We start from the raw sequence: 25337 nt of genomic DNA, 5'->3' as shown, positions 1-25337 counted from the left end.
TATAGTTCCCTTTAAAACAAAAAATAAAAGGCATGAGAAAGCATAGAAAAGAAAAGGATATAAAAATCCTGTTCTAATCTATTACCTTACTCATGCCTGCTAAAATCAGTAACACGTAACAGTAATAAATACAGTTTTATTAAATTTATAAAAGAATTATAACATTTAAATTTTATGATTTCAACTTTAAATTTTTAACAAATTTTAAAATTTAATTTCTTTCACTAATGGCACAAAACTTATAACCTTTCTTCTGTAGAAATTCTATTACTTCTGGAAGAGCTTCTACGGTAGTGTCTTTAGGGCTTAGGTCATGCATGAGTATTACCAGATTGTGGCCATTTTTTGTGCTGTTTAAATCTTCTGTTTCCTTATATATATTATTTAGTAAGGCAGACTTTGGCACCTTTATGGCAGAAGTGTCCCCATTGGATAAGTTCCAGTTAATATCTTCGAAGCCTGAAGACTTCAAACTAGCTTTGTAGCTATTAAGGTTAAAAGATCCCCCAGGAAAGCGCACTAAATTAGTTTTAAAGTCTTTACCTAATACTTCTTTGAGTAATGCATCATTTCTTTTAATATCATTAACGAAGTATTTTGGAGAAAAATTTTTATATCGCACATTATGGCTATAACTGTGATTTCCTATGGAATGTCCAGATTCATGAATTTTTTTTACCAAATCCCTTTGGGATTCTACCATAGTTCCTACTAAGAAAAAGGTAGCTTTTATATCGTATTTATTTAAAATTTCTAAAATTTTTTCTGTATTAGAGCTGGGGCCATCGTCAAAGGTTAAGAAAGCTTTATATTCTAAATTGTCATTAAGAATTTCCTTTACAGCAAAAACACTTTTTTCTGTTTTTTTAGGTATAGGTTCAGGAGGAATTTCTTCTGTAATAAAATTTCCAAATTCTTCTTGTGCTATGGGAGGCACAGGAATAGTATCCTTTGGATGAAAATATTGTATTTTAATAAGCCTAAAGGCGCAAATTATCAAAAGTAAACCTATAAAGCATATCTTTTCTTTAAGTATATAGGGCTTTTTGGATAGATATCTCATAGCTTCCTCCCATAATAATAATAATTTATTAAGTATTTATAAAAAGTATAGAAAATAAATACAAAAAGGAAACACTCTATACATGGAATGTTAATTACACATATATAAAATATATGTAAGCAAACTAAGGGTATATTACTATGAGAAAAATTAAATAATATATGGATAAAATAAATATCTTTGAAAGGAGAATATAAATGAATAACATAGCCGAAAGTTTTCCTAAGAATCAACCACCGCAAAAGCAGCAAAAACAGCCTGGTATGGAAAATCAGATGAATCCAAATCCAGTATTTGAAGATGCAAATTATAACAAAGTCTCAGGAAGGCTACAAGGAAAGGTAGCGCTTATTACCGGGGCAGATAGTGGAATTGGAAGGGCTGTAGCAGTAGCTTTTGCTTATGAAGGAGCTGATATAGCTATTTTGTACCTAGATGAGACTTCTGATGCAGAAGAAACAAGAAAACATATAGAAGCAGTGGGCAAAAAATGTAAACTTATCTCTGGGGATATAGGATATGAAGAGTTCTGCAAATATGCTGTAGATGAAGTGGTTAAGCACTACGGTAAAATTGATGTATTGGTTAATAATGCAGCAGAACAGCATGAACAAGCGAGTATAGTAGATATTACCAAGGAACAACTGGAGAGGACCTTTAAAACCAATATATTTGGCGCTTTTTATATTACAAAAGCAGTAGTTCCACATTTGAAGGAGGGAAGCAGCATAATAAATACAACTTCTGTAACAGCTTATAGAGGAAGTCCTTCTTTATTAGATTATTCCGCTACTAAAGGAGCTATGCTAGCCTTTACCCGTTCCCTTTCCGGTCAACTGGTAAATCAAAAAATCAGGGTTAACGCAGTAGCTCCAGGACCAATTTGGACTCCTCTAATACCAGCTTCCTTTGATGCCGATAAAGTAGCTAAATTTGGTGCAGATGTTCCTATGGGAAGGGCAGGACAACCGGTGGAAGTGGCTCAAGCTTATGTATTCTTAGCTTCTGAAGCGGCTTCTTATATAACAGGGCAAGTAATTCATGTAAATGGTGGAGAAATAGTTAATGGATAATAGATAATAGGTAAGAACTAAGAGGTAAGAAGTAAGAAGTAAGAGTTTTTGAAAAAATTCAGCAAAGGTGAATTTTCACCACAACTATTACTTCTTAGCTATTACCTCTTACTTATCCACAAATTAATTATAAAAACTCTATGAGTTTTATCCTTAACTCTTCACTCTTACCTCTTACTTCTTACTTTTTTAAGTTTTTAAGATAGATTTAAGAGTTAAGGGGTAGAGAGGCACATGAAATCCATTGTTAGGAGTAATACTTATGTATATAATTAAATGGTAGGTAAAATGATGTATTAAGATTATTTTATATACAATTATAATGGAGTATATCTTTATTATTACTATTAAATTTACATACATAAGGGGGATTAAAATGACAGGTGGATATTTATTTAGTGAAGGGTGGCACTATACTGCGGCTTTTTGCCTGGTGGTGCTCATAATAATATTGCTTATTAAGCATCAAAACAGAAAATCTAATTTAGACAATTTAAATCTTTCTATGGAAGAAATGAAAAATAGAAAGAGAGATTTTAAGGTTATAACTAGATTGTTTAATTATGAAAATATGGAAAAAAAGGATATTGATATAATTATAGATGATCAGACCTGGCAGGACTTAGAAATGGATAAAGTGTATAGAGAGATGGATTTTACACTAACCACTCCAGGGGAACAAAAGCTGTACGAATTACTTAGAAAGCCACTTATAAACGCAGAAGCCATCAAAAAAAGAAGTAATGTAATAAAGTTTTTTCAAGAAAATGCTGAGGACAGGAATAAAGCAAGAAAAATACTAGCTCTTCTTGGAAGACAAACCAAAGGTGACATAGTAGAGTTCATATATACTGGCAAACATAAATATGTAAACAAATTAATATTTGATATATTAGCACTTCTAGGGCCTTTATTTTTAGCTGCCATACCTTTTATAGGAATGAATGCAGTGCTGCCAGCTATAGGGGTGTTTACCATAAATATGTATATACATTATAAAATAAATAAAAGTATTAATGAAAGAGTACTTTCCATTAGCTATTTATCTTCCATAGCATCTTCAGTAGAAGGTTTTTGCAAGTTTGATAATGAAGCTTTAAAAGATTATAGGGAAACTTTACTACATAGCAAAAAAACTTGTGATGTTATATTAAAAAACTCTTCCTCCATAGGAAGAGTAGAAGGTTTGGACATTCTGGCGGACTATTTTAATACCATTTTCCTAGTTCAAGTAAGAGCTTATTACAAAATAATGAATAAGATTGAAAAGTCTAAAGAAGATCTTATAACTATATACAACACCATAGGTGAATTAGACGCTTTAACTGCCGTAGCCATGTATAAAAACACTCTTAGTACCTGTGCTGAACCAGTATTTTTAAAGGAAGAAAAGAAACTTATTATAAAAAATGCCATAAACCCAATTATTATAGATGGGGTTCCTAATACTATAGAAATAGGGGATAAGGGAATAATACTTACAGGGTCTAATATGTCTGGAAAGTCTACCTTCTTAAGAACCATAGGTATTAGTGCAGTTACAGCACAAACCCTAGCTTTTGTTACCGCTGAAGCTTATGAGGGAAGTATATTTAACATAGTGACTTCCATAAGTCCTAAGGATGATTTAGCTCAAGGAAAGAGCTACTACCTAGGAGAAGCAGAAGCAGTATTAAGAATTATAAAAAAAGTGGAAGGAAAATTATGCTGCCTTTGCATTATAGATGAGATATTCCGTGGCACTAACCCTATAGAAAGAATAGCTTCCTCCACAGAAATATTGAATTATATTATGGAGCATAACGCTATTTGCGTAGTTGCCACCCACGACTTAGAGCTTACAGAACTTACATCCCACTATTTTGAACCCTTCTACTTTAGCGAAAATGTAGATGATAATGAAGGTATAAGCTTTGATTATAAGATTAAAAGAGGAGTGTCCCCTACTAGAAACGCTATTAAGCTTCTAAAATACTTGGGATATCCTGAAGAAATAATAATAAACTCTCAGAAGAGATTAGATTAGGTGAGAAGAATAAGTTTCCTATTCCAAGTGTATCTATAAAAAGGAGCTATATATGAGAAAAGATATAAAAAATTCTTTTATTAAAAATACTCTATATTTATATATAATTGTTAATTTGTCAGTTATTATATATTATTTTATTAAAAGAGTTTTATTGAAAGATCCTTACCATACCTCTCTTCAATTATTTATTTATATAATATTTGGAGGCATAGGAATTATAAGTTCTTATCTAGCTCTCAAGGGAAAAGGTATAGGTATATATGGAATTATTGGAGCTACCACCATATCATGTTTCTTTAACTCCGCTTATAGAGCCTTTACTATGAATTCCTTACTATTAAATGGAATGATATTTCTTACGGTTATAGTATATTCTTTTTATTTTATAATTTACATAAATAATTATAAGTAAAAAAATAAACTGGTTTATTAGTATTTAAATTACTAATGAGCCAGTTTTATTATATATTAAGTAGATTTTAATCAATTTGTATTTTTTGTTATAAATTCAAAAACATTTTTTAAGGTGTTTAATATATCCATGGCACTTGCCCCGGACATATCGTGATCCCCTTTATCTACAATTATCATTTCTACATTAGCACCAGAAGCTTTTGCTTTTGAATAAAAGTCTTGAGATTGCTTTAAAGGCACTATATCATCTTTAGAGCCGTGAACTATAAGAGTGGTTGGGGATTTGGAATTTATATAATTAATAGGACTTGCTTCTTTGAGTTTTGCTTCATCTTTAGCAAGATCTCCCATTAAGTTTTCGACAGAAGTATTTGTAATTTTATTATCCAATCCATAAAAAGTGGTAGGCCCTGAAAAGTCTACTACATATTTTACTTTAGAGGAATAATTTCTAAGCTCTTCGCTGCCAAGAAATTCATTGTTGCCGCTATATGCAGAAAGCATTGCTAAATGTGCTCCTGCGGAAACTCCTATAATTCCAATATTAGAAAGATCAAGATTAAATTTATCCGCATTCTTATAAATCCATCGTAAAGAGTCCTTAGTATCTGTAACAGGTATAGGATATTTTACTTTGTCATTAACTAATCTATATTCTATGCTTATTACAGTATATCCGCTTTCTCTAACCTGATTGATAACGGGTTCTAAATTATGAGGTATTGATTTATCTCCGGAAAACCAGCTGCCACCATGAATATATACTACTACAGGAGAAGGATTATGTATAACCTTCAAAGGAGTGTATAAATCTAGTTTTAAATCCCCATCATCTACAGATTTATAAACTACATCTTTAAAAATAGTTCCTACCTCAATATCTTTTTTAGCTTTTTCTTTAACCACTGTTGATTTATCCTGAGTTTGATATGAGCCGTCATAAGATTTCTTAAAAGAACAGCCTGAAAACATCAGTATAAACGCTAAACCTACCATAAATAATGATTTTCTTTTTATGCTCTCACCTCCTTTCTATACTTTATTCTATTATAATAATAAATTACGGTATAAGTACAGTTTTTATTAATAATATATTGACAATAAAACGTACGTTCGATATTATATTATTATAACAAACAGATGTTCGAATAAAAATAGTTAAAAAAGTAATATTTATTCATACTACGAAATAGATTATAGTGAACTTCTAAAATAAAAGGAGGAACCGTAGATGAAAAAATCCGGTGGAATATTCGTTAAAATTAATTACAAAATAGACACAAATTCAGATGCTAGAGCGAAAGATAGAAAAGTTAATGACATAAAAAATTCTATTTATAATAAATATCTTGCTTGTGCAGGTACCCTAAACAAAAATGGCGGCACTATAATTTTTCAAGCAAAGGATCTAACTGAAGCTGAAGAGATAATAAGTTCTAATCCTTTTATAAATAATAAATTCTATTCTTATGAGATATTAAGCAAGAATTCTATAGCTCTTACCTCTATTTAAATATTTGCAGACGTAAAAAGGGCAGATACTTACCCCATCTGCCCTTTATACATAATACTCTATATCTGAAATTACTACAGAAAGTTCTTTAACTAATTTAACTAAACAACCTATTTTTGATTTATCTAGACTTTTTACTATTCTCACATCCGGTCTTAGAGGAAAGTTTAAAGGTGTTGTTTCTACCACACCTACATCACCATTGCTTAACTTTACTACGGTTCCACTAGGATAAGGTACAATTACCTTAGAAAATGCTTTAACATAGTTATAGTCAAACATAGTGCTTGCATTTCCCATAATATACTCCATAGCCTCATTAGGAAGCATAGCGCGCCTATAAGGTCTATCAGAAGTAAGAGCATCATATACATCTGCAATAGCTACAATTTTTGCAAGCTTATTTATTTTTTCTCCATATATGCCTTCAGGGTAACCTTTACCATCTTGTCTTTCATGGTGTTGAAGAACCACCATCCTAGAAGAGCTTGTTATATTTTGCACGTTTCTTAAATAATCATATCCTCTTAAGGAGTGGGTTTTAATTTCCATAAACTCTTCTTTAGTGAGAGGACCTTCTTTTAATATTATATCTTTTGATACAAAAACCTTACCAATATCATGGATAAGAGCTCCCACGCAAAGATCTCTTAATTCATACTTATTAAGTTGAAGACCTATGCCCAGCACTAAGGCTAAAACTGCAACATTTACACAGTGCTGATAAGTATAATTATCCATGCTTTTAATATCCACCAGATTTACCAATACAGACTTATTACTTAATACATTATCAATAAGTTCTTGAGCTAAATCATAAATAGAAGAGAAATATTCATCTTGGGTCTTTAATAATGATAACCGCTTACTGCTATGGGACATAGACTGCTGAAGTTGTACCTGTAATCTTTCTATGCTGGTAAAGGTTTCTTTTACTATCTTTATAGATTTTTGCCTTAGTTCAGGCTTAATTATATCTTCTATTTCAATATCGCTATAATCATCTTGAACATAGAGAGAGTATATCTGAATATATTTTAGACGTTTTAATATGGGTGATGTAAGCTTTATTCCTTCCTTAAGAAGGATTCTACCATTATCGTCAAATATAGTGCGAGCCAGATAACTTCCTTCCCTTATACTTTCTATAGGAATCAGTCTCATACAAAACACCTCATAAAAATTATACTATCTTTTGTAAAAATAATCTTTACTAAAAGTATAGAAACTAAAAAAATTATAGAAGTTTGCCACATTTTAGACAAAACTTTGATTTTTTGTCTATGGATTCACCACAATAAGGGCAAAATTTTTCTTCTTTTATAACAGATATCTCTTTTCTCAGTTTTTTGATATCTTTTTCAATTAATTCTAATTCATTGCATATCTCTTTTAATTCTTTATATCTTAAAAGCTCTTTGCCATATTTCTTATATATTTTTTCTCCAATTAAACAATATATATCTTCCATATCCTTTTCTTTAGAGGCTATCAATATATTTATTCGTGAAATATCCATAAAAACTGTAGACTTTTTTAATGTCTTTTCACCTCCGCTTTTAAGAGCACGACCCAAGGAACTCAATGAACGCTTAAAATCCATAATATACTCCTTAAATTAATTATCACTACAGTATATGATACAAAAATCAAGGGTGATTTTTATAATTTAAAATTTAGAATTTAGAATTTAAAATGGACAAAGTAATTTATAATTGAGAATTTAGAATTTAAAATGACGGATATTTTTCTGATGAAAAGAATCAGAAAAATTTTAAATATATTTAAAACAAAGAAAGGAAACTTTCAGGTTTCCTTTCTCTCTTCATTTAAACTCCAAAGGAGTTTAATATTATATTCTACCAAAATTCCGTCAGGAATTTTTTCCCTCATTCTCAATTCTAAATTTTAAATTCTAAAGTATCTTCATATATCTAGTAGGTTTTTCTTATAGGAATTATATAGTTTCCTTAGTATATCCATTTTTTCATCTAGCTCTAATTGAAGTTCTGATACTTTGGTATAATTTTCGGAAGCGGCGGCTTCTTTTATTTTTGTAAATAAGCTCCTGTTTGTATAAGAGTCCTTCATGATATAGTGCCTTAGCTCGTTTATAGCCATCCAGTTTGTTATATCTAGGTCTAGAGCTTTGTCTAGAGAGTGAAGGGCTTTATAGGATCTTATTTCATCTATATAGTTATTTAATATTCTGTTAGAGATTTCAGTAAGCCATCTTCTGGTAGCTGTTGTTCTGAAAGAATTTATAATCTTATCAGTGAATACTGAGTTTCTCTTTAGAACTTCTAATTTTTCAGGATATTTATTAAAGGCGGTTAAATTTTCATATACTGTAGCTGGAGCTTTGCCAAAGAAGGCAACTCTTTCTTCTTCCGTAAAATCTTCAAATACATCATCTTCAGATCTATAGGCTCTAGAAGTTTCTAGGTAAGGGAATTCATCTCCAGGTTTCTTTGACAGCTCTCTTAATAAGGCATCCTCATCTTTATTGTTTTCTACAGCGTAATATACTCCATCTAACATGGTTATATAGCAAGCGGCCATAGCTAAATATGTATTGGTGTGAGGGTTTGGAGATCTAAGTTCAAATCTTGTAGCCAGTGGGTTATTTAGGTCTCTAATAAGTCCTGCTAAAATAGTTCTGTTTCTTGAAGGTAAGTGAGTAGTAAGACCTAAAGAGGTTACTATGCAAACAGGAGCTTCGTAGCCGGGTTTTAACCTTCTTAAAGAATCATTAGTTGCAGACACAAAGGGATTTATTACTTCGTAGTTTTTAAGAAGTCCCATTATAGATCCATAACCTATAACGCTTAGGTAATGATCTTTAACACCAGTAAATAAATTTATAATTTTACCGTTTTTAAGTTTTAAAGCCATGCCTACATGAACGTGTTTTCCACTTCCTGCAACTCCATCTATAGGTTTAGCTAAAAAGGTAACCTCCAAACCATTTCGTCTAAAGGTTTCTTTAACCAAGGTTCTTACGAAAATTTCATTGTCTGCAGCTTGAATTGCCTCTGAAAACTTCCAATCTATCTCTAGTTGCTCCATAATATGATTATACTTTCCAGATTCGTCAAGCTTTGCTGTAACTCCACCCACTTCTTTATGGCCCATTTCAGGCTCAAAGCCATATCTATCCATGAGTAAAAGGGTTTGCTCCAAGGCAGTTCTTACAGATCCTTTTGTACGAGTCCAATATTGCTCTTTAAGCACTTGAGAAGTAGAAAGCTCTTCTGTTTCTGCTTTATCATTAGGAGTTTTAACCCAAAATTCTAATTCTGTAGCTGCGGTGGCGGATATATTCTCTATATCGTCGATGGTTATATTATATTCTTCTAAAATGTGAGGATGATTTGTAAATAATTCAAAGAGAGAATTCTTATATGTTTCGATAGAGGATTTAAGAATATGCCTTGAATCTACGGCTTTGTTTTCATGATAAAGGAAGCAAGGGATTCTTAAAGTACCCACAGCTTTATGGGTGAAAGGGTCTATGTGATCATAGTTATAGTCTACGAACCAAGTGCAATCAATATCAGCAGCCATATCGATCTTAGCATTATTTAGGCTCGCTATACCTGGAAGAGAAACAGAAGAACCGTCGGTTTGAACTGCAGCACCTGTAAGAAATGTGTTTAAATCTTCTAGGAATGCCTTTATAGGTATTTTTTCGTCGGTATCATTACCTGCAAGATCAATTCCCACCAAGGAAACAAATTTAATTTCAGGATGATCCATAATTAATTTTTTTAATGTTTCTTCAGTATGCATATGTTTAGGAATGGTATAAATAATGTCTTCGTACATTTTATTTAGGCTTATAATTTTAAAATATTATAAGGCCTAGTCACTTCCTTTCATAATTAAGTGTGAAGTTTGCATAATGTATATTGTATCGATTAAACCATAAAAAAATTCTATAATATATTATTTATAAGTGTCAACCTTACTAAGTGATTTTTAAGAAATTTCAATTAATAAGAGTAAATATTTGATGTGAAAACATTTGCAGCAGGGAAGTATTTATTAAACTAAAATAAAGTATGTGGAAATATAAATAGAAAAGTAATAAAATAATATAATAGTTATAAAATAAAAGTTCTAAAAATATATCTTAGCTATACGGAGTGATAATTATGTCAGAACATAATCAGTGTCCCATTGGATTCTTTGATTCAGGAGTTGGAGGACTAAGCGTATTAAAAAAAGCAATGGAATTAATGCCTAATGAAAATTATATTTATTTTGGAGATTCTAAAAATGCTCCTTATGGAGGAAAGTCTACAGAAGAGGTAAGAGTACTTACTTTTAATGCCATGGAATTTTTTGTTAAGCAAAGAGTAAAAGCTGTAGTTATAGCTTGCAATACAGCCACTAGCGCAGCTGTTAGCAGCCTTAGAGAAGAGTATAAAAATATTCCTATAATAGGTATTGAGCCAGCTTTAAAACCTGCTGTAGCCATGCATAGAGAAGGAAAGATACTTATAATGGCTACTAGCGTTACCTTAAAGGAGAAGAAGTTTCAAGAACTTGTTAAAAATTATGGAGAAACTGCTTGTATAGTCTCTATTCCTTGCCCTGGGCTTGTGGAATATATTGAAAGAGGAGATTTAGAGAGTACAGAACTTCAAGATTATTTAATAAATAAGTTAAAGGATTATAAAAATGACAAAATCAGCTCTATAGTTTTAGGATGTACTCATTATCCTTTTATTAAAGATAAAATTCAAAAGATAGTAGGTAATGATGTGATAATTATTGATGGAAGTGAAGGAACTGCAAGAGAGCTTAAGAGAAAGTTACAAGGTTTAGGCATATTAAATAATTCTAAAAATATGGGAAGTCTAAAAATATATAATTCATTAAATAAGGAAGAAATAATTAATTTAAGCTATAAACTTTTAGGAATAAAAAAATAATAAATATTTAAAATTCATGGAAACACTCATTTAAAGCTCCTTTTTCTATGGGAAAAAATATAAATAAAAAGTTTGTTAAAGTATTGACAAAGTATAATGCCCATGATATATTTAAATTAGAAAATGAATTGTATGAAAATTACTACAATTACATTATTAAAAGGAGTGTTTAAGATATGTTGGATATTAAGGTTAAGGATTTCTTAGGTAAAGAATTTGCTGTAGAGGACGCAATACTGTTAAGAGGATATATATATGATAATATAGGTGAAAAAATAGTTTTAGATTTTAGTGATATTGAAAAAGTACCATCAACTTTCTTCTATTGTTTATTTAGCGAATTAATGAGTAACCAAGGTAGAGACTATGTTTTTTCACACGTTAATGTGAAAAACTTATCAAACTCCAATGATTATAATAGAGTTGTACTTGGTACTACTTTCGTAAATTAGAAAAAGTAACCACAATTTCTTTAATACTACAATACAATAATAACTATTCGGTTAATAAAAATAGCAACATTAATACTATTGTTATTTGCAGTAATTAAATTCAAGGGATGGTTAATAGATGATCTTAATAAAATTTAATAATATATCTTAAACACTGGATGATGCCTATTTCATCCAGTGTTTGCTTTATGATGATTTAGCAGTATGATTCTATATATAATAAGCTATGTTATTTCCAAAATGATAAAAATCATATATAATCTTTGTATAGTAAATTATGGATTTGATTAGACTAAATCCTTAAGGATAGAATAATAATATTAAAACCAAAATTCAAGGAGGTACAAAGATGAATCCTATAGTAACAATAAAGATGAAAAATGGTGGAGAAATAAAAATAGAACTTTACCCAGAAATAGCCGAAAATACCGTTTGTAATTTTATTAGTCTAGTTAAAAATGGTTTTTACAATGGTCTTATATTTCACAGGGTAATACCTGGATTTATGATTCAAGGAGGTTGTCCTCAAGGAACAGGAATGGGTAACCCAGGTTATTCTATTAGAGGAGAATTCTCAGCTAATGGATTTAAAAATGATTTAAAGCACAGTAGAGGGGTTATATCTATGGCCAGATCTATGGATCCCAATTCTGCAGGAAGTCAGTTCTTTATAATGGTAGAGGATGCTCCTCATCTTGATAAACAGTATGCTGCCTTTGGAAAAGTAATTGAAGGCATGGACATTGCTGATAAAATAGTAAGTGGAAAAACAGACTATAATGATAAACCTTATGAAGATGAAGTTATGGAAAGTGTTATTGTAGATACCTTTGGCAAAGAATATCCTGAGCCTGTTAAATTAATGAGGTAGGTTAATATATTTAAGGAGTGAGTATGTTGGATAATAACAAGATGATGCTAGCTTACGGACTTGATAATGAACAGCTAGAAGCGTTAAGAATGTCTAACCTAGAAGTAAAAGAAGTAACTACAGAAATGGCTAGCATGAAGATAGGCCAAATAATAGAAGGATTAAAGTTTGAGATACATGATAAAAAAGTTCCGGAGGAGAAGATAGTGCTATTTAATAGCTTTTCAGATGAAGAGCTGGATAAAGCTATTAAATTAGTTAGGGCCATCATAGGCAGAGAGGGAATACTAGCAGTGGTTACCCCTACCTCAATAAACTGGACTTTCCATTACCTAGTAGAGCATCTCATGGAAGAAAGAGAATGGTTTAAGAATAATAGAAAATAATGGAAGAGTGTCTGGCACGTGACAAGTGGCAAATGAGCTAAAAAATAATATAAAACTAAATGAGCTAGAAAGGAAATATACCAATGAGTAGAGTAGGAGAAAGAGTTAAAGCCGCTCGTAGTAGCTCTAATATGAGTCAAAAGCAGCTAGCTAAGAAGCTTGGCGTTGCGGAAAGCTTTATAGCTGATGTGGAGCTGGGAAGAAAAATAATGAACGAAGGCATGATTAACAGGATTTCTAAGGTTTTAAATGTAGATTTAAATGATGTTAATATGCTAGCAACAGATGAAGATTTAAAACGAGAAAATGAAGTTAAAAGAGCTTCGGCGCCTCCTTTGAAGGGAAGTAAATCTCAAGAAGAAACTAAGGATATATGGAATCAAGCCTTTGGTTCAGTATTAAAAAATGTACCTGTGTATGATTATTCTCTAAATGTGGTTAAAAGCACAAGACAGCTTCCTGTGCATTCAAATAAAATAGAAGGACATTCTGCTGATAAGGTTTTTTATATTGAGATAGAAGATGAAGACATGATTGGATATAGGATTGCTAAAGGTGATATAGCGCTAGCTTATTCTATAAAAGAATTAGAGAATAATTCTATTTGTCTTATGGATTATAACGATAAAAGAGCAGTGAGACAGGTTAAGAAGTTGGATAATACAAAAGTTTTAATTATAAGTAACAGTGGCACTGTAAAGACTGAAACTGCAGCTATTAAAGACATTAAGCCCATAGCGAAATTAGTTAAACTTGAAATAGTGTTATAAGAATAAAGATTTATAGAGATGAAGAAAGCATTAAGCTTAAACTTCATCTCTTTTTATTTTAAATTTAATGAAATAATACCCCATAATGTATTAACTTAACAGTGTAACTATTTTGCATATTTTGCATAATATATATCACTATAGAAGCTGTTTGGTTAAATGTTACAATAAGGTAATTTTCAATTAATTAATCAATTAAAGTTTAAGCTAATAATCATTTATTTGGAGGTCTAATATGGCAGGTAATGCTCTGCTTAATCTTTTAATTAATTTGCCCCCTGAGCTTTATGAGAAAATTGTTGATTTATCTAGTAGCTCGCAATTCTTAACAAATAAGGTAGAATTAGAAGTATTAATTGGGGATAATGTGGATAATGTGAGACAAGCTGTGGATAACATTGGAGGGACCTTTGAAAATCTAGGTTATGGGTATGGTATTATCACTTTGCCTGTGGATAAAATTAAAGATATTTCAAAAGTTACAGGCATTCACTATTTAGAACTTCCTCAAGTACTTTATACTTCTTCTTTAGATAGCAACAGAGCAGCTTGTGTACCGGAGGTGTGGCTGGTGGATAAGCTTACAGGAGAAGGGGTTTTAGTAGGGTTTATAGATACTGGAATAGACTACACCCTTCCTGCATTTAGAACAGATGCAGGGGGGACAAGAATAGAGTATCTATACGATTTAGCTCAACAAGGAAAGGTGTGGAATAAAAAGCAGATAGATGAAGCACTTTTATCACCGGATCCTTATGCCATGATTAACTTTAGAGACTCAACAGGTCATGGTACTCATGTGGCAGGGATAGCTTGTGCTGGAGGCAATATTAATAGAGAAAATTATGGAGTGGCATATAACAGCTCCATATCTATGGTAAAGATAACAGGAGTTGAAGGTATAAATTTTACTCTCAGTACACAGATATTAAGAGGTATTAAATTTCTGATAGATAGAGCTAGAGAACTTAATCTCCCTCTAGTTATTAACTTAAGCTGGAGTACTAATGACGGAGCACATAATGGTTCTAGTATTTTAGAGCAATATATAAATACTGTTTCTAGTGTAGAAAGGCTAAGTTTTGTAGTAGCCTCGGGCAACGAAGGAGATAGAGCTCACCATGTGGGTGGGGATCTTAGAGATGTAATTAACATAGGAATGAATGTAAGTCCTGGGGAAAATGGAGTAATTATGCAGTTTTACAAGCCACTATTAGCGGATGTTTCTGTAGAAGTTATAAATCCTTCAGGTAATAGCAGTGGTATTGTAAAAATTCAACAGGGATATAAAAGCATCAATGTAGGAGGAGATAGATTTTTATATTATTATACCGGGCCAAAGCCTTTTAATATAAATGGTGAAATAATAATTACTTTGGTGTCGCCATCTGGGCCTATAACTTCTGGACAGTGGAATATTAGGCTTACCACTGAAGGACCTGATAGAGGAAGGTTTGATATATGGATGCCTACCTCAGAAAGACTAAATCCTGGAACAAGATTTCTTCAGCCGGATGTTTTCAACACGTTAGGAATTCCTGCTACGGTACAAAATGTTATATCTGTAGGAAGCTATAATTATTTAACCAATACTATATCCCCTTTCTCGGGTAGGGGGATATATGGAAATGGCTTCATAAAACCAGATGTTGTTGCCCCTGGAGAGAATATAACTTCTTTCTTACCAGGCGGAAATACAGGACCCAAAAGTGGTACTTCCATGGCAGCACCACATGTATCAGGGATATGTGCTCTTTTAATGCAATGGGGAATAGTACAAGGTAATGATCCTTTTTTATATGGAGATAGATTAAGATATTATTTGCTTAGAGGAGCTAAGAGAATTAGAAGGGAGGAATCATATCCTAATCCTACTTGGGGTTATGGTGTAGTGTGTGCTAAAGATGCATTGGATATGGCTAAGCTGAGTGTAGGAGGAAGATCAATGGATATTGAGAAAGATGATATTTTAACAAGGGCAGAAAAGGAAAAATATAAAATAAATCAAGTGAAAAGTTTCAGGCAAGTATCCCCGGGGGCAAACTACCTAGATCCTACTTATGCAAATTACGTAATAGAATATGATGGGGATATTGTAGGTGCAACTGAGGCTACAGGTTTTGCTTCAGCATTTATTTTGGACGAAAATTATGCTGTGCTATCTGTAAAAAGAGGAAGGGAAGAAGAGTTAACTGCAAGGGTGAAAGAAATAGTTTTTATAGATCCTGGAAGGATATATACTTTATGTCAGGTATCCCCATTAGAATCCGCCAATATACTTCAGTTTCACAAAAATCCATATTTAACTCTCACAGGTCAAGGAGTTTTATTAGGAATATTAGATACGGGTATAGATTACATGAATTTGGAATTTATGTTTGAAGATGATACTAGTAAGGTATTAAGGCTGTGGGACCAAAGTATCTCCATAGGAAAGGCACCTAACAATATACCTTTTGGTAGTGAGTATACCATGGATGATATAAATAGAGCAATTAAAGCTGCTAGGAGTGGAGGAGACCCCTACGCTATAGTTCCCTCTAAGGATATTAATGGACATGGAACTCACATGTGTGGACTTATGGGGGCGAAAGGAAGAAATCCAATTCTTGTAGGTGCAGCTCCAGATAGTAGATTTATAGTGGTAAAGTTAAAAAGCATTCAACCTGAGGTATCCGAGGATTATGGGGTGGAAGATACCATCGTAGCTAAATATAATGATACGGATATAATATTAGCTCTTAAATATATATATAATGTTGCTAGGGAGTTAAATACCCCTATATCAATACTAGTGCCGGTAGGTAGTAACTTAGGAGGTCATGACGGTAATACTATCCTTGAAAAATATATTGATCAATTAACCAAGATAAGGGGCATTGTGATTTCCATTCCCACTGGAAATGAGGGCTTTTCGGATACACACACTGAAGGGGAATTTGATAAGACTGGTGATATAAAAATTATTGAATTAAGTGTAGCTCCTGAAGAGAATGAACTTATGTTTGAGATATGGTGTAACAAACCTGATAAAATCTCCTTAGGAGTAGTATCTCCATCTGGTGAAGTAATAGAGAAAATACCTGCTAGACGGGGAGAAGTAGAACAGGTTAATTTTGTATATGAAAGAAGTATTCTTTATGTGAAATATTTTATACCAGAAGAAGCCACAGGGGATGAGTTAATTAGAGTAATGATAACCAATATAAGGGAAGGGATATGGCAATTTAGACTTTATGGAGATTTAGTAGTGGATGGAAGATATAATTCTTGGATACCTCAAAGAGATCTTATTAAAGAGGGAACACGGTTTTTAAATCCTAATCAATTTATCACTCTAACCCTGCCCTCTACTGCTGCAGGAGCCATAACGGTGGGATATTATAATCAAAATAACAACACAGCAGTGGCTCAATCAGGAAGAGGTTATACAAGGGATGGACGAATAAAGCCAGAGATCTCCGCAGGAGGTATAAATGCTCTTACCACAGCAGTAGGAGGAGGAACTACCACGGTGACTGGAAGCAGTGTAGCTGCGGCAGTTACAGCGGGAGCTAATGCGCTTTTACTTCAATGGGGTATAGTGGATGGTAATGACCCTACTTTATACAGTCAAAAATTAAAGACTTACTTAATAAGAGGAGCCAATAAGAGGCCGGGAGAAGTATATCCTAATCCACAATGGGGCTATGGAACACTAAATTTAGAAGGGGTTTTTAATAATATTAGAGTTAAAACATCCATAGATGAGGATATAGATTAAAAAAATTCTGTATAGATAATAAGTTAAAGTATGAATGCAAGAAGTATTAAGAAATATAAATAATATAACTATAAAGAAAAGTATATTAGAAGACATAGTAACTCTTTAAATTTAAAAAGCATATAATATAAAGAATTATTATAATAAGGAGTCATCATATGGCGGTTGGCCGATTAAAAGTACAGGTTTTCCAAAGTGGAAACTTCGTACCCATAGAAAATACAAAGGTTACGGTAATACCCAGATCGCAAAATATAAAAGCATCACCTACTGAGCAGGTACTTACTACAAATGCTGTAGGACAAACGGAAGAATTAGAACTTCCTGCACCACCAGTAGAATTTTCTCAAGTTCCTAGTAATCAAATACCTTATAGCTTTTGTGATGTTCAGGTAGAAGCAGCAGGGTATGCACCTCTTATAGTTAGAGGAGTTCAGATACTTCCAAATATCACTGCACTGCAAGAGTGTAATTTAATTACTACAAGAGAAGCTGAAATGAGAGGAATAAAAAATCAAGAAATCATTATACCCACGCATAAACTTGTAGAAGGCTATGAATTAATGAAAAGGCAAGAGCAAATTATAAATATTGATCAGAATACTTTGGTAGGAATATTCCCGCCTAAAATACCGGAAGCGGAAGAAAAACCCCTGCCACCAGAAAAAGGAGCAGTGGTACTTGAAAATGTTGTGGTACCGGAGTTTGTAATAGTACATGATGGTAGTCCAGATGATCCTAGTGCGCCAAATTATACAGTTAGGTATAAAGACTATATAAAAAATGTTGCATCTTGTGAGATATTTTCTACTTGGCCTGAAACCACTATTAGGGCAAATCTTTATTGTATAATATCTTTTACTTTAAATAGGATTTATACAGAATGGTATAGAAGTAAAGGAAAAGACTTTACCATTACTACTTCAACAGCTTTCGATCAGGCTTTTAGTTATGGGAGAAATATATATGATAACATTAATAGAATAGTGGATGAAATCTTTTCTACTTATATTAAAAGACCAGATGCTAAGCAACCTCTCTTTGCTCAATACTGCGACGGAGTAAGGGTTCAATGCCCAGGGTGGTTAACACAATGGGGCAGTAAGTATTTGGGAGATCAAGGGAAAATTCCTTATGAAATATTAACAAACTTTTATGGCAATAATCTAGAGCTTAGAAGAGCGCCAGAGGTGTCAGGGATTCCTGTTTCTTATCCAGGAACAGTTTTATCTGTAGGATCTAGAGGGAATCCTGTAAGAGATATTCAAACTTATTTAAATAGAATTGCGCAAAACTATCCTTTAATACCTAAATTAGCAGTAGATGGTGTGTATGGACCTACTACAGAAAATTCTGTAAAAGTATTTCAGCAGGTGTTTGGACTGCCTCAAACCGGAAAAGTAGATTATGCTACCTGGTATAAGATTTCAGAAATATATGTGGGAGTCTCTAAAATAGCTGAGTTAAGAACTGTAGAATCAGAAGAAAAGACTCCAGTGAAGGTAGAGGAAGAGCAGCAGATTCAGAAATCTGAAGAAGCAGAAAGAAGTGTTGAAGAAGAGGTTTTTAAAGAAATTGATGATGCTCCTTATGTACCTTATTCTAGAAAGGGAAAAGGTACTAACAAAACCTTTTTAATGCCTATAAAATAAATTCTTCACAATATAAAATATAGTATCAAATAGGTGTGTACATCTAATTAGTATTTAAAGCAACCTTTTTAAAATAGTGTATTAATTTTAAAGTATTGCCATAATATGGCGAAAATTAAAATTTTAGCATTATATATTAAAAGGGTTGTTTTGTTATATAATAATTATTATCTAATAATAATTATTATATAAATATTTACATATTATGAAAATATACTAACCTTAGCAGAAAAATATATTAATTTTAACGCAATAATGATAGAAAATATGAAGAAAATTGTCTATAATAAGAGTTTGAGGTTAAATATATTAAGAGGTGAAGGATATGAAAGGTACTGTAGTTTCTACATGGATTAAAACCTGTAGAAGAGTTTATGGTGAGGATGTAGTAAATTCTGCCATGGATATTGTGGGGTGGCATAAGTATAAGATATTCACTCCTTTAGAAAATGTGGAAGACGAAAAGATAAAAAATGTTATTGCACACATAGCGAAAATGACAAATAAAGACGTTAAAAAGGTATGGAATACTATAGGAGAGGATAATATTAATACTTTTTACAAAGATTATCCTGCATTTTTTCAATGTGAAAATCTTTATACCTTTTTAAGAAATATTTACAATATACATATTGTTATGACTAAAAAGTTTATAGGAGCTAAACCGCCTTTTTTAGTAATAGAACCTATATCTTCAAAAGAAGCAGTGCTTACCTATAGGTCAGAGCGTGAGATGTATGACTACTTTTATGGACTATTAATGGGCAGTGCGGAATATTTTAAAGAAAAAATAGATTTTGTTGAAGTTAAAAAAGAAAAAGGAATGCTTCAAGTTAAAATCACTTTTGAGAATGAGATTTATTATAAAAAAGACTATATATTCAATAATATTTTATCCCTAGGGATTATAAAAAGCTTTGAACTTAAAATAGCTTTATTTACTTTTATAACGACATTTTTAAGCACGGTGTTTTTATTAAAACCAATACATTCCTTAATATCTGCAACCATATCCTCTATGGCTGCAGGAATAGCAGCCTTTGGGTTATTAAGACCTTTAAGTATAATTAAGGATGAGTTTAATGAAATAAACAATAGAAGGTATTTTTCAGAAAGCAAAATTACCACCCACGACTTTCTTGAAGAGATCCATGGACTTCTAATTAATTATAAAAAGCAAATTAAAAGTGACTTCACAGGCTTTAAAGGTGTTACCGATGAAATGAAAGTGTTTATAGACAACATAAATACTATAAGCGAATCTATGAATGTTACATCCAATGAAATATCAGGTGTAGTAGAACAGGTTTCTGAAGGGGCTGTTTCTCAGGCGGAAAATACTGAAGGCATAGCCTTTAAGATTCATGAAAGCATGGAGATTCTAGATACCATAGTAAAGGGTGAAAATAGTAATAAAGTTGAATTAGAAAAGGCTATGGAAAAGTTAAATAACAGCTATGACCAAGTGGACAAGGCTAGTTTAAATATTAAGAAAGCTTTAAATGACTTCTTAAAAGTTAAAGATAGCAGTGAAGTGCTAGAAAAGAAGGCTGCTAATATCACAAATATAGTATCCATAGTTTCAGGAATAGCTGAACAAACTAATCTGCTAGCCCTTAATGCATCTATAGAAGCAGCTAGAGCAGGGGAACAGGGAAGAGGTTTTTCTGTGGTGGCTGAATCTATAAGAAAATTGGCAGAGCAATCTAAGGATGCGGTTCAAGAGATAAACTCAAACTTAGCACAGTTTGTTAAGGACATAAAATTAGTGGTAAATGATGTAGACAATCAATATACACACCTGGAAAAAGAAACAAAGAGCTTGGAAGATGTAAGAGAAATAAGTTTTGAAGCTGTTAACTCCATACAAACTGTGGCGGTATCTACAATTAAAACCATCAATGATTTAAACAAAGAAGTTAAAGATTTTGAGGAGATAGCTGAAAATATAGAAAGTCTTGCTTCCATAGCAGAAGAAAACTCTGCATCCTCAGAAGAAGTTAGTGCTAGTGTAGCAAACTATACTTCAGAAATATTAAAGCTCATAAAAAATATTGAAGAATTTGGACAAGTTACGGAATTGTTTAAACAAGATCTTAAAAAATATACAATTTAAAGTTTTAAAAAATAAAAGTAAAAAATAAGATGATTAATGTAGAAAAAAGAATAATATAGTGATTTTATAAACCACTTTTCTAAATATTTAGAAAAGTGGTTTAATTCTTTTTAATAGTAAATTATATAAAAAGGTTGTAAAAATATTAAGTATATGTTAACTATATTAACTTATATTTGTATATATTTACAAAATATACACAATGGGTTACTATGTAAATAGTAACCTTAAACAAAAATAAAAAAGGGGGACGAGAAATGAGAAAAACTTATAAAAAGTTTCTAACGCTGTTTACGGCCTTAATGATGATAGTAAGTTTTATAACTCCTGTCAATCTTACTGCCCATGCTGCAGAAACTCCTATTGACATTCAGATACTTGCCACTTCAGACATGCATAATAAGTTTGTAGCTTATGATTATGCCACTGACAGTGTAAGTAAATCTGGAAGCCTTGCTCAAATAGCTACTTTAGTAAAGGGTCTTAGAGCAAAGAACCCTAACACTATATTGGTGGATAATGGGGATACCCTTCAAGGTACAGCTTCCTCACTATTCATAAATGATGAAATTCATCCTATGATAGCAGGAATGAATGCTATGGGTTATGATAGCTTGAGCTTAGGAAATCACGAGTTCAACTATGGTATGGATTTTGTTGCTAGATTTAAAAAAGCTGCAAAGTTCGAAATTTTATGTGGTAATGTACTTAATACTGCCACTAAAGAAAGACTAGGAAAGCCTTATATCATCAAAGAAGTTAATGGAGTTAAGGTAGGAATCATAGGCTTAATCACTCCGCATATCACTAAATGGGATGGCCCAAATCTTAAAGGTTATACCGTTACAAACCCTGTAGATGAGGGTAAAAAGATTGCTGATGAATTAAGACCTCAAGTAGATGTAATGATAGCTACTTTCCATGCTGGAGAGAATGAAGAATATGGTAATGGAGACAGTGCTAGAGAATTAGCTAAAGCTGTTCCAGATTTGGCTGCAATAGTAGCTGGACATGCTCACTCAAATATTCCTCAAGCAAAGGAAGGTAATGTATTAATTACAGAACCAGGAAGCTATGCTCAAAAGCTTTCTAAAATAGATCTTAAGGTGGAAAAAGATGCTTCAGGTAAGTATAAGGTTGCAAGCGGCAGCTCCACCTTAATAGACGTTAAAGATGTAGCTGAGGATGGCAGTTTAGTAGATATTTTAAAGTCCTATGACACTAGAGCAAAAGATAATGCTAAAACAGTTATAGGAGAACTTAAGGGTGGAGATCTTGTACCTGCTAATGAGGTTAAAGGAATACCTCAAGGTGTGATGCAAGATACTGCACTTATAGACCTTATTAACAAAGTTCAGCTAGAGTATGGTAAAAAGGGTGTACCTGCTGGAGCTAGAAGAGTGGCAGGAGCAGCGATGTTTGCTGAAAATGCTAATGTTAAAGAAGGGTCTATAACCAATGCTGGTACTTCTTTAATATACAAATATGATAATAGTCTTATGACTTTAAAGGTTAATGGAAAACAATTAAAGAAGTATATGGAATGGTCAGCTTCTTACTTTAATACCTTTAAAACAGGAGATTTAACCATTTCCTTTAATGAAAAGATTAGACTTTATAATTACGATATGTTTAGTGGTGTTAAATACGATATTAATATATCCAAAGCACCTGGTAGTAGAATTGAAAATCTTACTTATAGTGATGGTAACTCTGTAAAAGATGAAGATACTATTTATTTAACTGTTAACAATTACAGAGCCAACAATACCCTATTAAATAATGATAGTGGTTTGTTTAAAGGCGAAGGTGTTGAAACTATATATGACTCTACCAATGAGCAGCCTTCCCAAATAAGAGATTTTATTGGACAATATATCACTGAAAAGAAGATTATAACTCCAGAAGTAGATAATAACTGGAAGCTTACAGGTTATAGATGGGATTCAGTGAAGAGAGATAAGGCTGTTAAGCTGATAAATGATGGAAAGCTTAAACTTCCTACCTCTGAAGATGGAAGAACCCCTAATGTTAAGAGCATAAACTGGGAAGATATATTAAAAGTAGAGAAGAATTTTATCAATATACTATCTTTCAATGACTTCCACGGAACTATGGAAGAAGCAGGTAAGAACATTGGAGCAGCTAAATTAGCCGGAGAAATTAAAAAGTTTAAGGAAGCTAATCCTAACAGTTTAGTAGTGGCTGCAGGAGACTTGTATCAAGGTAGTGCTATGTCCAATTTACTTCATGGTAAGCCAGTAAGTGAATTCCTAAAATCCATAGGATTGGTCACTTCAGCCATAGGTAACCATGAGTTTGATTGGGGCTGGAAATATATTCCACAGTGGGCAAAGGATGGAGGTTTTGAAAACTTCCTAGCATCAAATATATACTCAAAGGATACTGGTAAACCAGTAGATTGGGCAAAAGCTTATATAGTAAAAGAAGTTGATGGTAAGAAGATAGGCTTCATAGGTCTAGCTACTCCAGAAACGGCCTTTAAAACAAAGCCTGAAAATGTTAAAGACTTTGAGTTTAGAGATCCAGTGGAAGCCGCAAACACTTGGGCTAAGCATTTAAAAGAAGTGGAAAAGGTAGATGCAGTAGTAGCTTTAACTCACCTAGGAGGCTTCCAAGATAAGAGTGGAAAGATAACAGGGGAAGCAGAAGATTTTGCTAATAGAGTTAAAAATATCGATGCTATTATCACTGGACACACTCATCAGACCTTAGATGGAAGAGTTAATAATATTCCAATAGTTCAAGGATACTATAATGGAAGATCCTTAGCTAGAATTCACTTAGAGTTTGATGATAATAATAAGTTAGTTTTGGCTGCAGGTTCAGTGGATGATCTATATAATAGAGTAAAAACTTTAACTGAAGATCCAGAAGTTAAAGCTATGGTAGCTGGATATGTTAAAGAACTTGCACCTATATTAAATGAGAAAGTTATTGATTTAGGAATGGATCTTCCTCACGATACCACTCAAAATGGTGGATTAAGCCCTATGGGTATCTGGTCTACAGCTCTAATGGCAAAAGTTGGCGGAGCTCAAATAGCTGTTACCAACGGTGGTGGATTGAGAAGAGGATTTGAAAAGGGAACAATTACCATGGGATTAATGTATGAATTAATGCCATTTGACAATACTATAGTTACATTAAATATTAAGGGAGCAGACCTTAAGAGGGTTATAGAGCATGGTATTATGGCAGAAGGATTTAAGCCAGGCCAGTTCTATGGATTAAAAGTTTACTATGACAAGGATGCTAAAGCAAATAGCAGAATTAAGGGAATGACCTTATTAGATGGTACTCCTATAGAAATGGATAAATACTACAAAGTAGTTACCAATGACTTTATAGTAGATAAAGGAGACCAATACGATTTTACAGGTGCTAAAGATATAGTAGACACCGGTAAGCCTATTAGAGATGAGATGGCAGCTCTTCTTAAATCTATGACAGCAGAAGAATTAAGAGCCTTAGAAGCTATAGCATCAAAACCAGAAGAAATGATGATAAACGGTGATGTGCCGGTTATAGAAATACCAGATGTAGTAGTGGATAAGAATGTAACTACAGTAAATAAACTAAAAGGACAAAATGGAAATTATGAAGTAGCTATTGATAAGATAGCTGAAGATACTCAAGTAGTTATTAAAGATATCCAAAGCTTACTTAATGATCCATCGGGAACTCTCACTATAAAGGGTAAAGATAACAGCATATTTAAGATTCCTTTCAATGCTTTTGAAAAAGGTGTACTAGAAAATGCTGATAAGATAGTTATTACTCTTGACACAGATATTAACAGTGAGTTATTAAAGGGGATAAAAGGTGTTAAAACAGTATTTAATTACACCATAAAAGTAATATCTAAGGATGGTAAAGAAACTATAATCCATAAGTTAGCAAACAATGCTTCCGTAGAAATTACTATACCTTTAACTTCTGAGATGTTAAAAGGCTTAGATTTAAACAAACTTGCTGCCTTCTACTATAATGAAGAAAGCAAGAAGTTTGAATTTGTATCTGATGTAAAAGTAGTTGACAGCACAGTTACCTTCAAAACTAATCATTTGTCTACCTTTGCCATTGCTGAAAAAGCAGTGAGCTCAGCTGGTACAGTTCTTCCTAAAACTGGTGAAGCTATAGGCTTTAATTTCTTAGTTGTACTAGGTATTTCCTTAGCAGCTGTAGGAACAGGGCTTGTAGTATATAAAAAGAAAGAGGAAGAAGATGCAGTTTAGTTAAAATAATGAGGAAACCTTCGGGTTTCCTTTATG

Annotated in this window: 17 protein-coding genes; 12 read left to right on the top strand and 5 right to left on the bottom strand. The window is 32.5% G+C overall.

All coding sequences use genetic code 11. The annotated features are described in order from the left end of the window. Window positions 1–211: 211 nt before the first annotated feature. A complete protein-coding gene (locus tag BUA82_RS05350) occupies window positions 212–1063 on the bottom strand; it encodes a polysaccharide deacetylase family protein (RefSeq protein WP_083599800.1) in 852 nt (283 codons plus the stop codon). Window positions 1064–1260: 197 nt separating this feature from the next. On the opposite strand from BUA82_RS05350, the gene BUA82_RS05345 reads away from it, so the two are divergent. Together BUA82_RS05345 and BUA82_RS05340 are read left to right on the top strand one after the other, a co-directional pair. Further along, window positions 1261–2136 (top strand): SDR family oxidoreductase, encoded by an 876-nt coding sequence (locus BUA82_RS05345; protein ID WP_073005419.1) that lies wholly within the window; start codon window positions 1261–1263, stop codon window positions 2134–2136. 376 nt (window positions 2137–2512) lie between these two features. After that, complete coding sequence (locus tag BUA82_RS05340; RefSeq protein ID WP_178140694.1) at window positions 2513–4162, top strand: MutS-related protein; 1650 nt, start codon at window positions 2513–2515, stop codon at window positions 4160–4162. 486 nt (window positions 4163–4648) lie between these two features. Here the strand turns inward: BUA82_RS05340 and BUA82_RS05330 are convergent, their stop codons facing one another. After that, window positions 4649–5575, bottom strand: coding sequence for an alpha/beta hydrolase (locus BUA82_RS05330; RefSeq protein ID WP_073005414.1), 927 nt, complete (start codon window positions 5573–5575; stop codon window positions 4649–4651). A gap of 235 nt (window positions 5576–5810) precedes the next feature. Here BUA82_RS05330 and BUA82_RS05325 point away from each other — a divergent pair, with 235 nt between their 5' ends. Continuing rightward, window positions 5811–6092, top strand: coding sequence for a YciI family protein (locus tag BUA82_RS05325; RefSeq protein ID WP_073005412.1), 282 nt, complete (start codon window positions 5811–5813; stop codon window positions 6090–6092). A 45-nt stretch (window positions 6093–6137) separates the two neighbouring features. On the opposite strand, the gene BUA82_RS05320 is transcribed toward BUA82_RS05325, so the two are convergent. The 3 genes from BUA82_RS05320 to BUA82_RS05310 form a co-directional block, all read right to left on the bottom strand. Continuing rightward, window positions 6138–7256 carry an HD-GYP domain-containing protein gene (locus tag BUA82_RS05320; RefSeq protein WP_073005409.1) on the bottom strand — a complete coding sequence of 373 codons (1119 nt, stop codon included), beginning with the start codon at window positions 7254–7256 and terminating at the stop codon, window positions 6138–6140. Window positions 7257–7329: 73 nt separating this feature from the next. After that, window positions 7330–7695, bottom strand: a complete 366-nt coding sequence (locus tag BUA82_RS05315; RefSeq protein ID WP_073005407.1) for a zinc ribbon domain-containing protein — start codon at window positions 7693–7695, stop codon at window positions 7330–7332. A 323-nt stretch (window positions 7696–8018) separates the two neighbouring features. Further along, the gene (locus BUA82_RS05310) at window positions 8019–9920 is read right to left on the bottom strand and encodes a type I glutamate--ammonia ligase (RefSeq protein WP_073005405.1); all 1902 of its coding nucleotides are present in this window, start codon (window positions 9918–9920) and stop codon (window positions 8019–8021) included. Window positions 9921–10246: 326 nt separating this feature from the next. Here BUA82_RS05310 and murI point away from each other — a divergent pair, with 326 nt between their 5' ends. From murI to BUA82_RS05265, 9 genes are all read left to right on the top strand, one after another. Continuing rightward, the gene (murI, locus tag BUA82_RS05305) at window positions 10247–11032 is read left to right on the top strand and encodes a glutamate racemase (RefSeq protein ID WP_423230445.1); all 786 of its coding nucleotides are present in this window, start codon (window positions 10247–10249) and stop codon (window positions 11030–11032) included. A gap of 176 nt (window positions 11033–11208) precedes the next feature. Then, window positions 11209–11484, top strand: coding sequence for an STAS-like domain-containing protein (locus tag BUA82_RS05300; RefSeq protein ID WP_242948925.1), 276 nt, complete (start codon window positions 11209–11211; stop codon window positions 11482–11484). 349 nt (window positions 11485–11833) lie between these two features. After that, on the top strand, window positions 11834–12355 hold the full coding sequence (locus tag BUA82_RS05295; RefSeq protein WP_073005402.1) for a peptidylprolyl isomerase: 522 nt from the start codon (window positions 11834–11836) through the stop codon (window positions 12353–12355). Window positions 12356–12381: 26 nt separating this feature from the next. Beyond that, window positions 12382–12741 (top strand): DUF3783 domain-containing protein, encoded by a 360-nt coding sequence (locus tag BUA82_RS05290; RefSeq protein ID WP_083599829.1) that lies wholly within the window; start codon window positions 12382–12384, stop codon window positions 12739–12741. 83 nt (window positions 12742–12824) lie between these two features. Further along, window positions 12825–13511 carry a helix-turn-helix domain-containing protein gene (locus tag BUA82_RS05285; protein WP_073005399.1) on the top strand — a complete coding sequence of 229 codons (687 nt, stop codon included), beginning with the start codon at window positions 12825–12827 and terminating at the stop codon, window positions 13509–13511. Window positions 13512–13746: 235 nt separating this feature from the next. Further along, on the top strand, window positions 13747–17274 hold the full coding sequence (locus tag BUA82_RS05280) for a S8 family serine peptidase (RefSeq protein WP_083599798.1): 3528 nt from the start codon (window positions 13747–13749) through the stop codon (window positions 17272–17274). Window positions 17275–17432: 158 nt separating this feature from the next. Beyond that, the gene (locus tag BUA82_RS05275; RefSeq protein WP_073005398.1) at window positions 17433–18926 is read left to right on the top strand and encodes a peptidoglycan-binding domain-containing protein; all 1494 of its coding nucleotides are present in this window, start codon (window positions 17433–17435) and stop codon (window positions 18924–18926) included. Window positions 18927–19251: 325 nt separating this feature from the next. After that, on the top strand, window positions 19252–21042 hold the full coding sequence (locus BUA82_RS05270; protein WP_073005397.1) for a heme NO-binding domain-containing protein: 1791 nt from the start codon (window positions 19252–19254) through the stop codon (window positions 21040–21042). 257 nt (window positions 21043–21299) lie between these two features. Continuing rightward, window positions 21300–25301 carry a 5'-nucleotidase C-terminal domain-containing protein gene (locus BUA82_RS05265; RefSeq protein ID WP_073005396.1) on the top strand — a complete coding sequence of 1334 codons (4002 nt, stop codon included), beginning with the start codon at window positions 21300–21302 and terminating at the stop codon, window positions 25299–25301. Window positions 25302–25337: the final 36 nt, after the last annotated feature.

It is taken from the genome of Clostridium amylolyticum (assembly GCF_900142075.1).
Classification (GTDB): domain Bacteria; phylum Bacillota; class Clostridia; order Clostridiales; family Clostridiaceae; genus Clostridium_AA; species Clostridium_AA amylolyticum.
This window is presented reverse-complemented; position numbering and strand designations above follow the sequence as displayed.

Excerpts from the sequence above, each read along its gene's own strand:
- BUA82_RS05265 (WP_073005396.1), top strand. The coding sequence starts at position 21,300 with ATGAGAAAAACTTATAAAAAGTTTCTAACGCTGTTTACGGCCTTAATG.
- BUA82_RS05325 (WP_073005412.1), top strand. The coding sequence starts at position 5,811 with ATGAAAAAATCCGGTGGAATATTCGTTAAAATTAATTACAAAATAGAC.
- BUA82_RS05295 (WP_073005402.1), top strand. The coding sequence starts at position 11,834 with ATGAATCCTATAGTAACAATAAAGATGAAAAATGGTGGAGAAATAAAA.
- BUA82_RS05320 (WP_073005409.1), bottom strand. The coding sequence starts at position 7,256 with ATGAGACTGATTCCTATAGAAAGTATAAGGGAAGGAAGTTATCTGGCT.
- BUA82_RS05315 (WP_073005407.1), bottom strand. The coding sequence starts at position 7,695 with ATGGATTTTAAGCGTTCATTGAGTTCCTTGGGTCGTGCTCTTAAAAGC.
- BUA82_RS05285 (WP_073005399.1), top strand. The coding sequence starts at position 12,825 with ATGAGTAGAGTAGGAGAAAGAGTTAAAGCCGCTCGTAGTAGCTCTAAT.
- BUA82_RS05340 (WP_178140694.1), top strand. The coding sequence starts at position 2,513 with ATGACAGGTGGATATTTATTTAGTGAAGGGTGGCACTATACTGCGGCT.
- BUA82_RS05310 (WP_073005405.1), bottom strand. The coding sequence starts at position 9,920 with ATGTACGAAGACATTATTTATACCATTCCTAAACATATGCATACTGAA.
- BUA82_RS05280 (WP_083599798.1), top strand. The coding sequence starts at position 13,747 with ATGGCAGGTAATGCTCTGCTTAATCTTTTAATTAATTTGCCCCCTGAG.
- BUA82_RS05345 (WP_073005419.1), top strand. The coding sequence starts at position 1,261 with ATGAATAACATAGCCGAAAGTTTTCCTAAGAATCAACCACCGCAAAAG.
- BUA82_RS05300 (WP_242948925.1), top strand. The coding sequence starts at position 11,209 with ATGTTGGATATTAAGGTTAAGGATTTCTTAGGTAAAGAATTTGCTGTA.
- BUA82_RS05270 (WP_073005397.1), top strand. The coding sequence starts at position 19,252 with ATGAAAGGTACTGTAGTTTCTACATGGATTAAAACCTGTAGAAGAGTT.
- BUA82_RS05275 (WP_073005398.1), top strand. The coding sequence starts at position 17,433 with ATGGCGGTTGGCCGATTAAAAGTACAGGTTTTCCAAAGTGGAAACTTC.
- BUA82_RS05350 (WP_083599800.1), bottom strand. The coding sequence starts at position 1,063 with ATGAGATATCTATCCAAAAAGCCCTATATACTTAAAGAAAAGATATGC.
- BUA82_RS05330 (WP_073005414.1), bottom strand. The coding sequence starts at position 5,575 with ATGGTAGGTTTAGCGTTTATACTGATGTTTTCAGGCTGTTCTTTTAAG.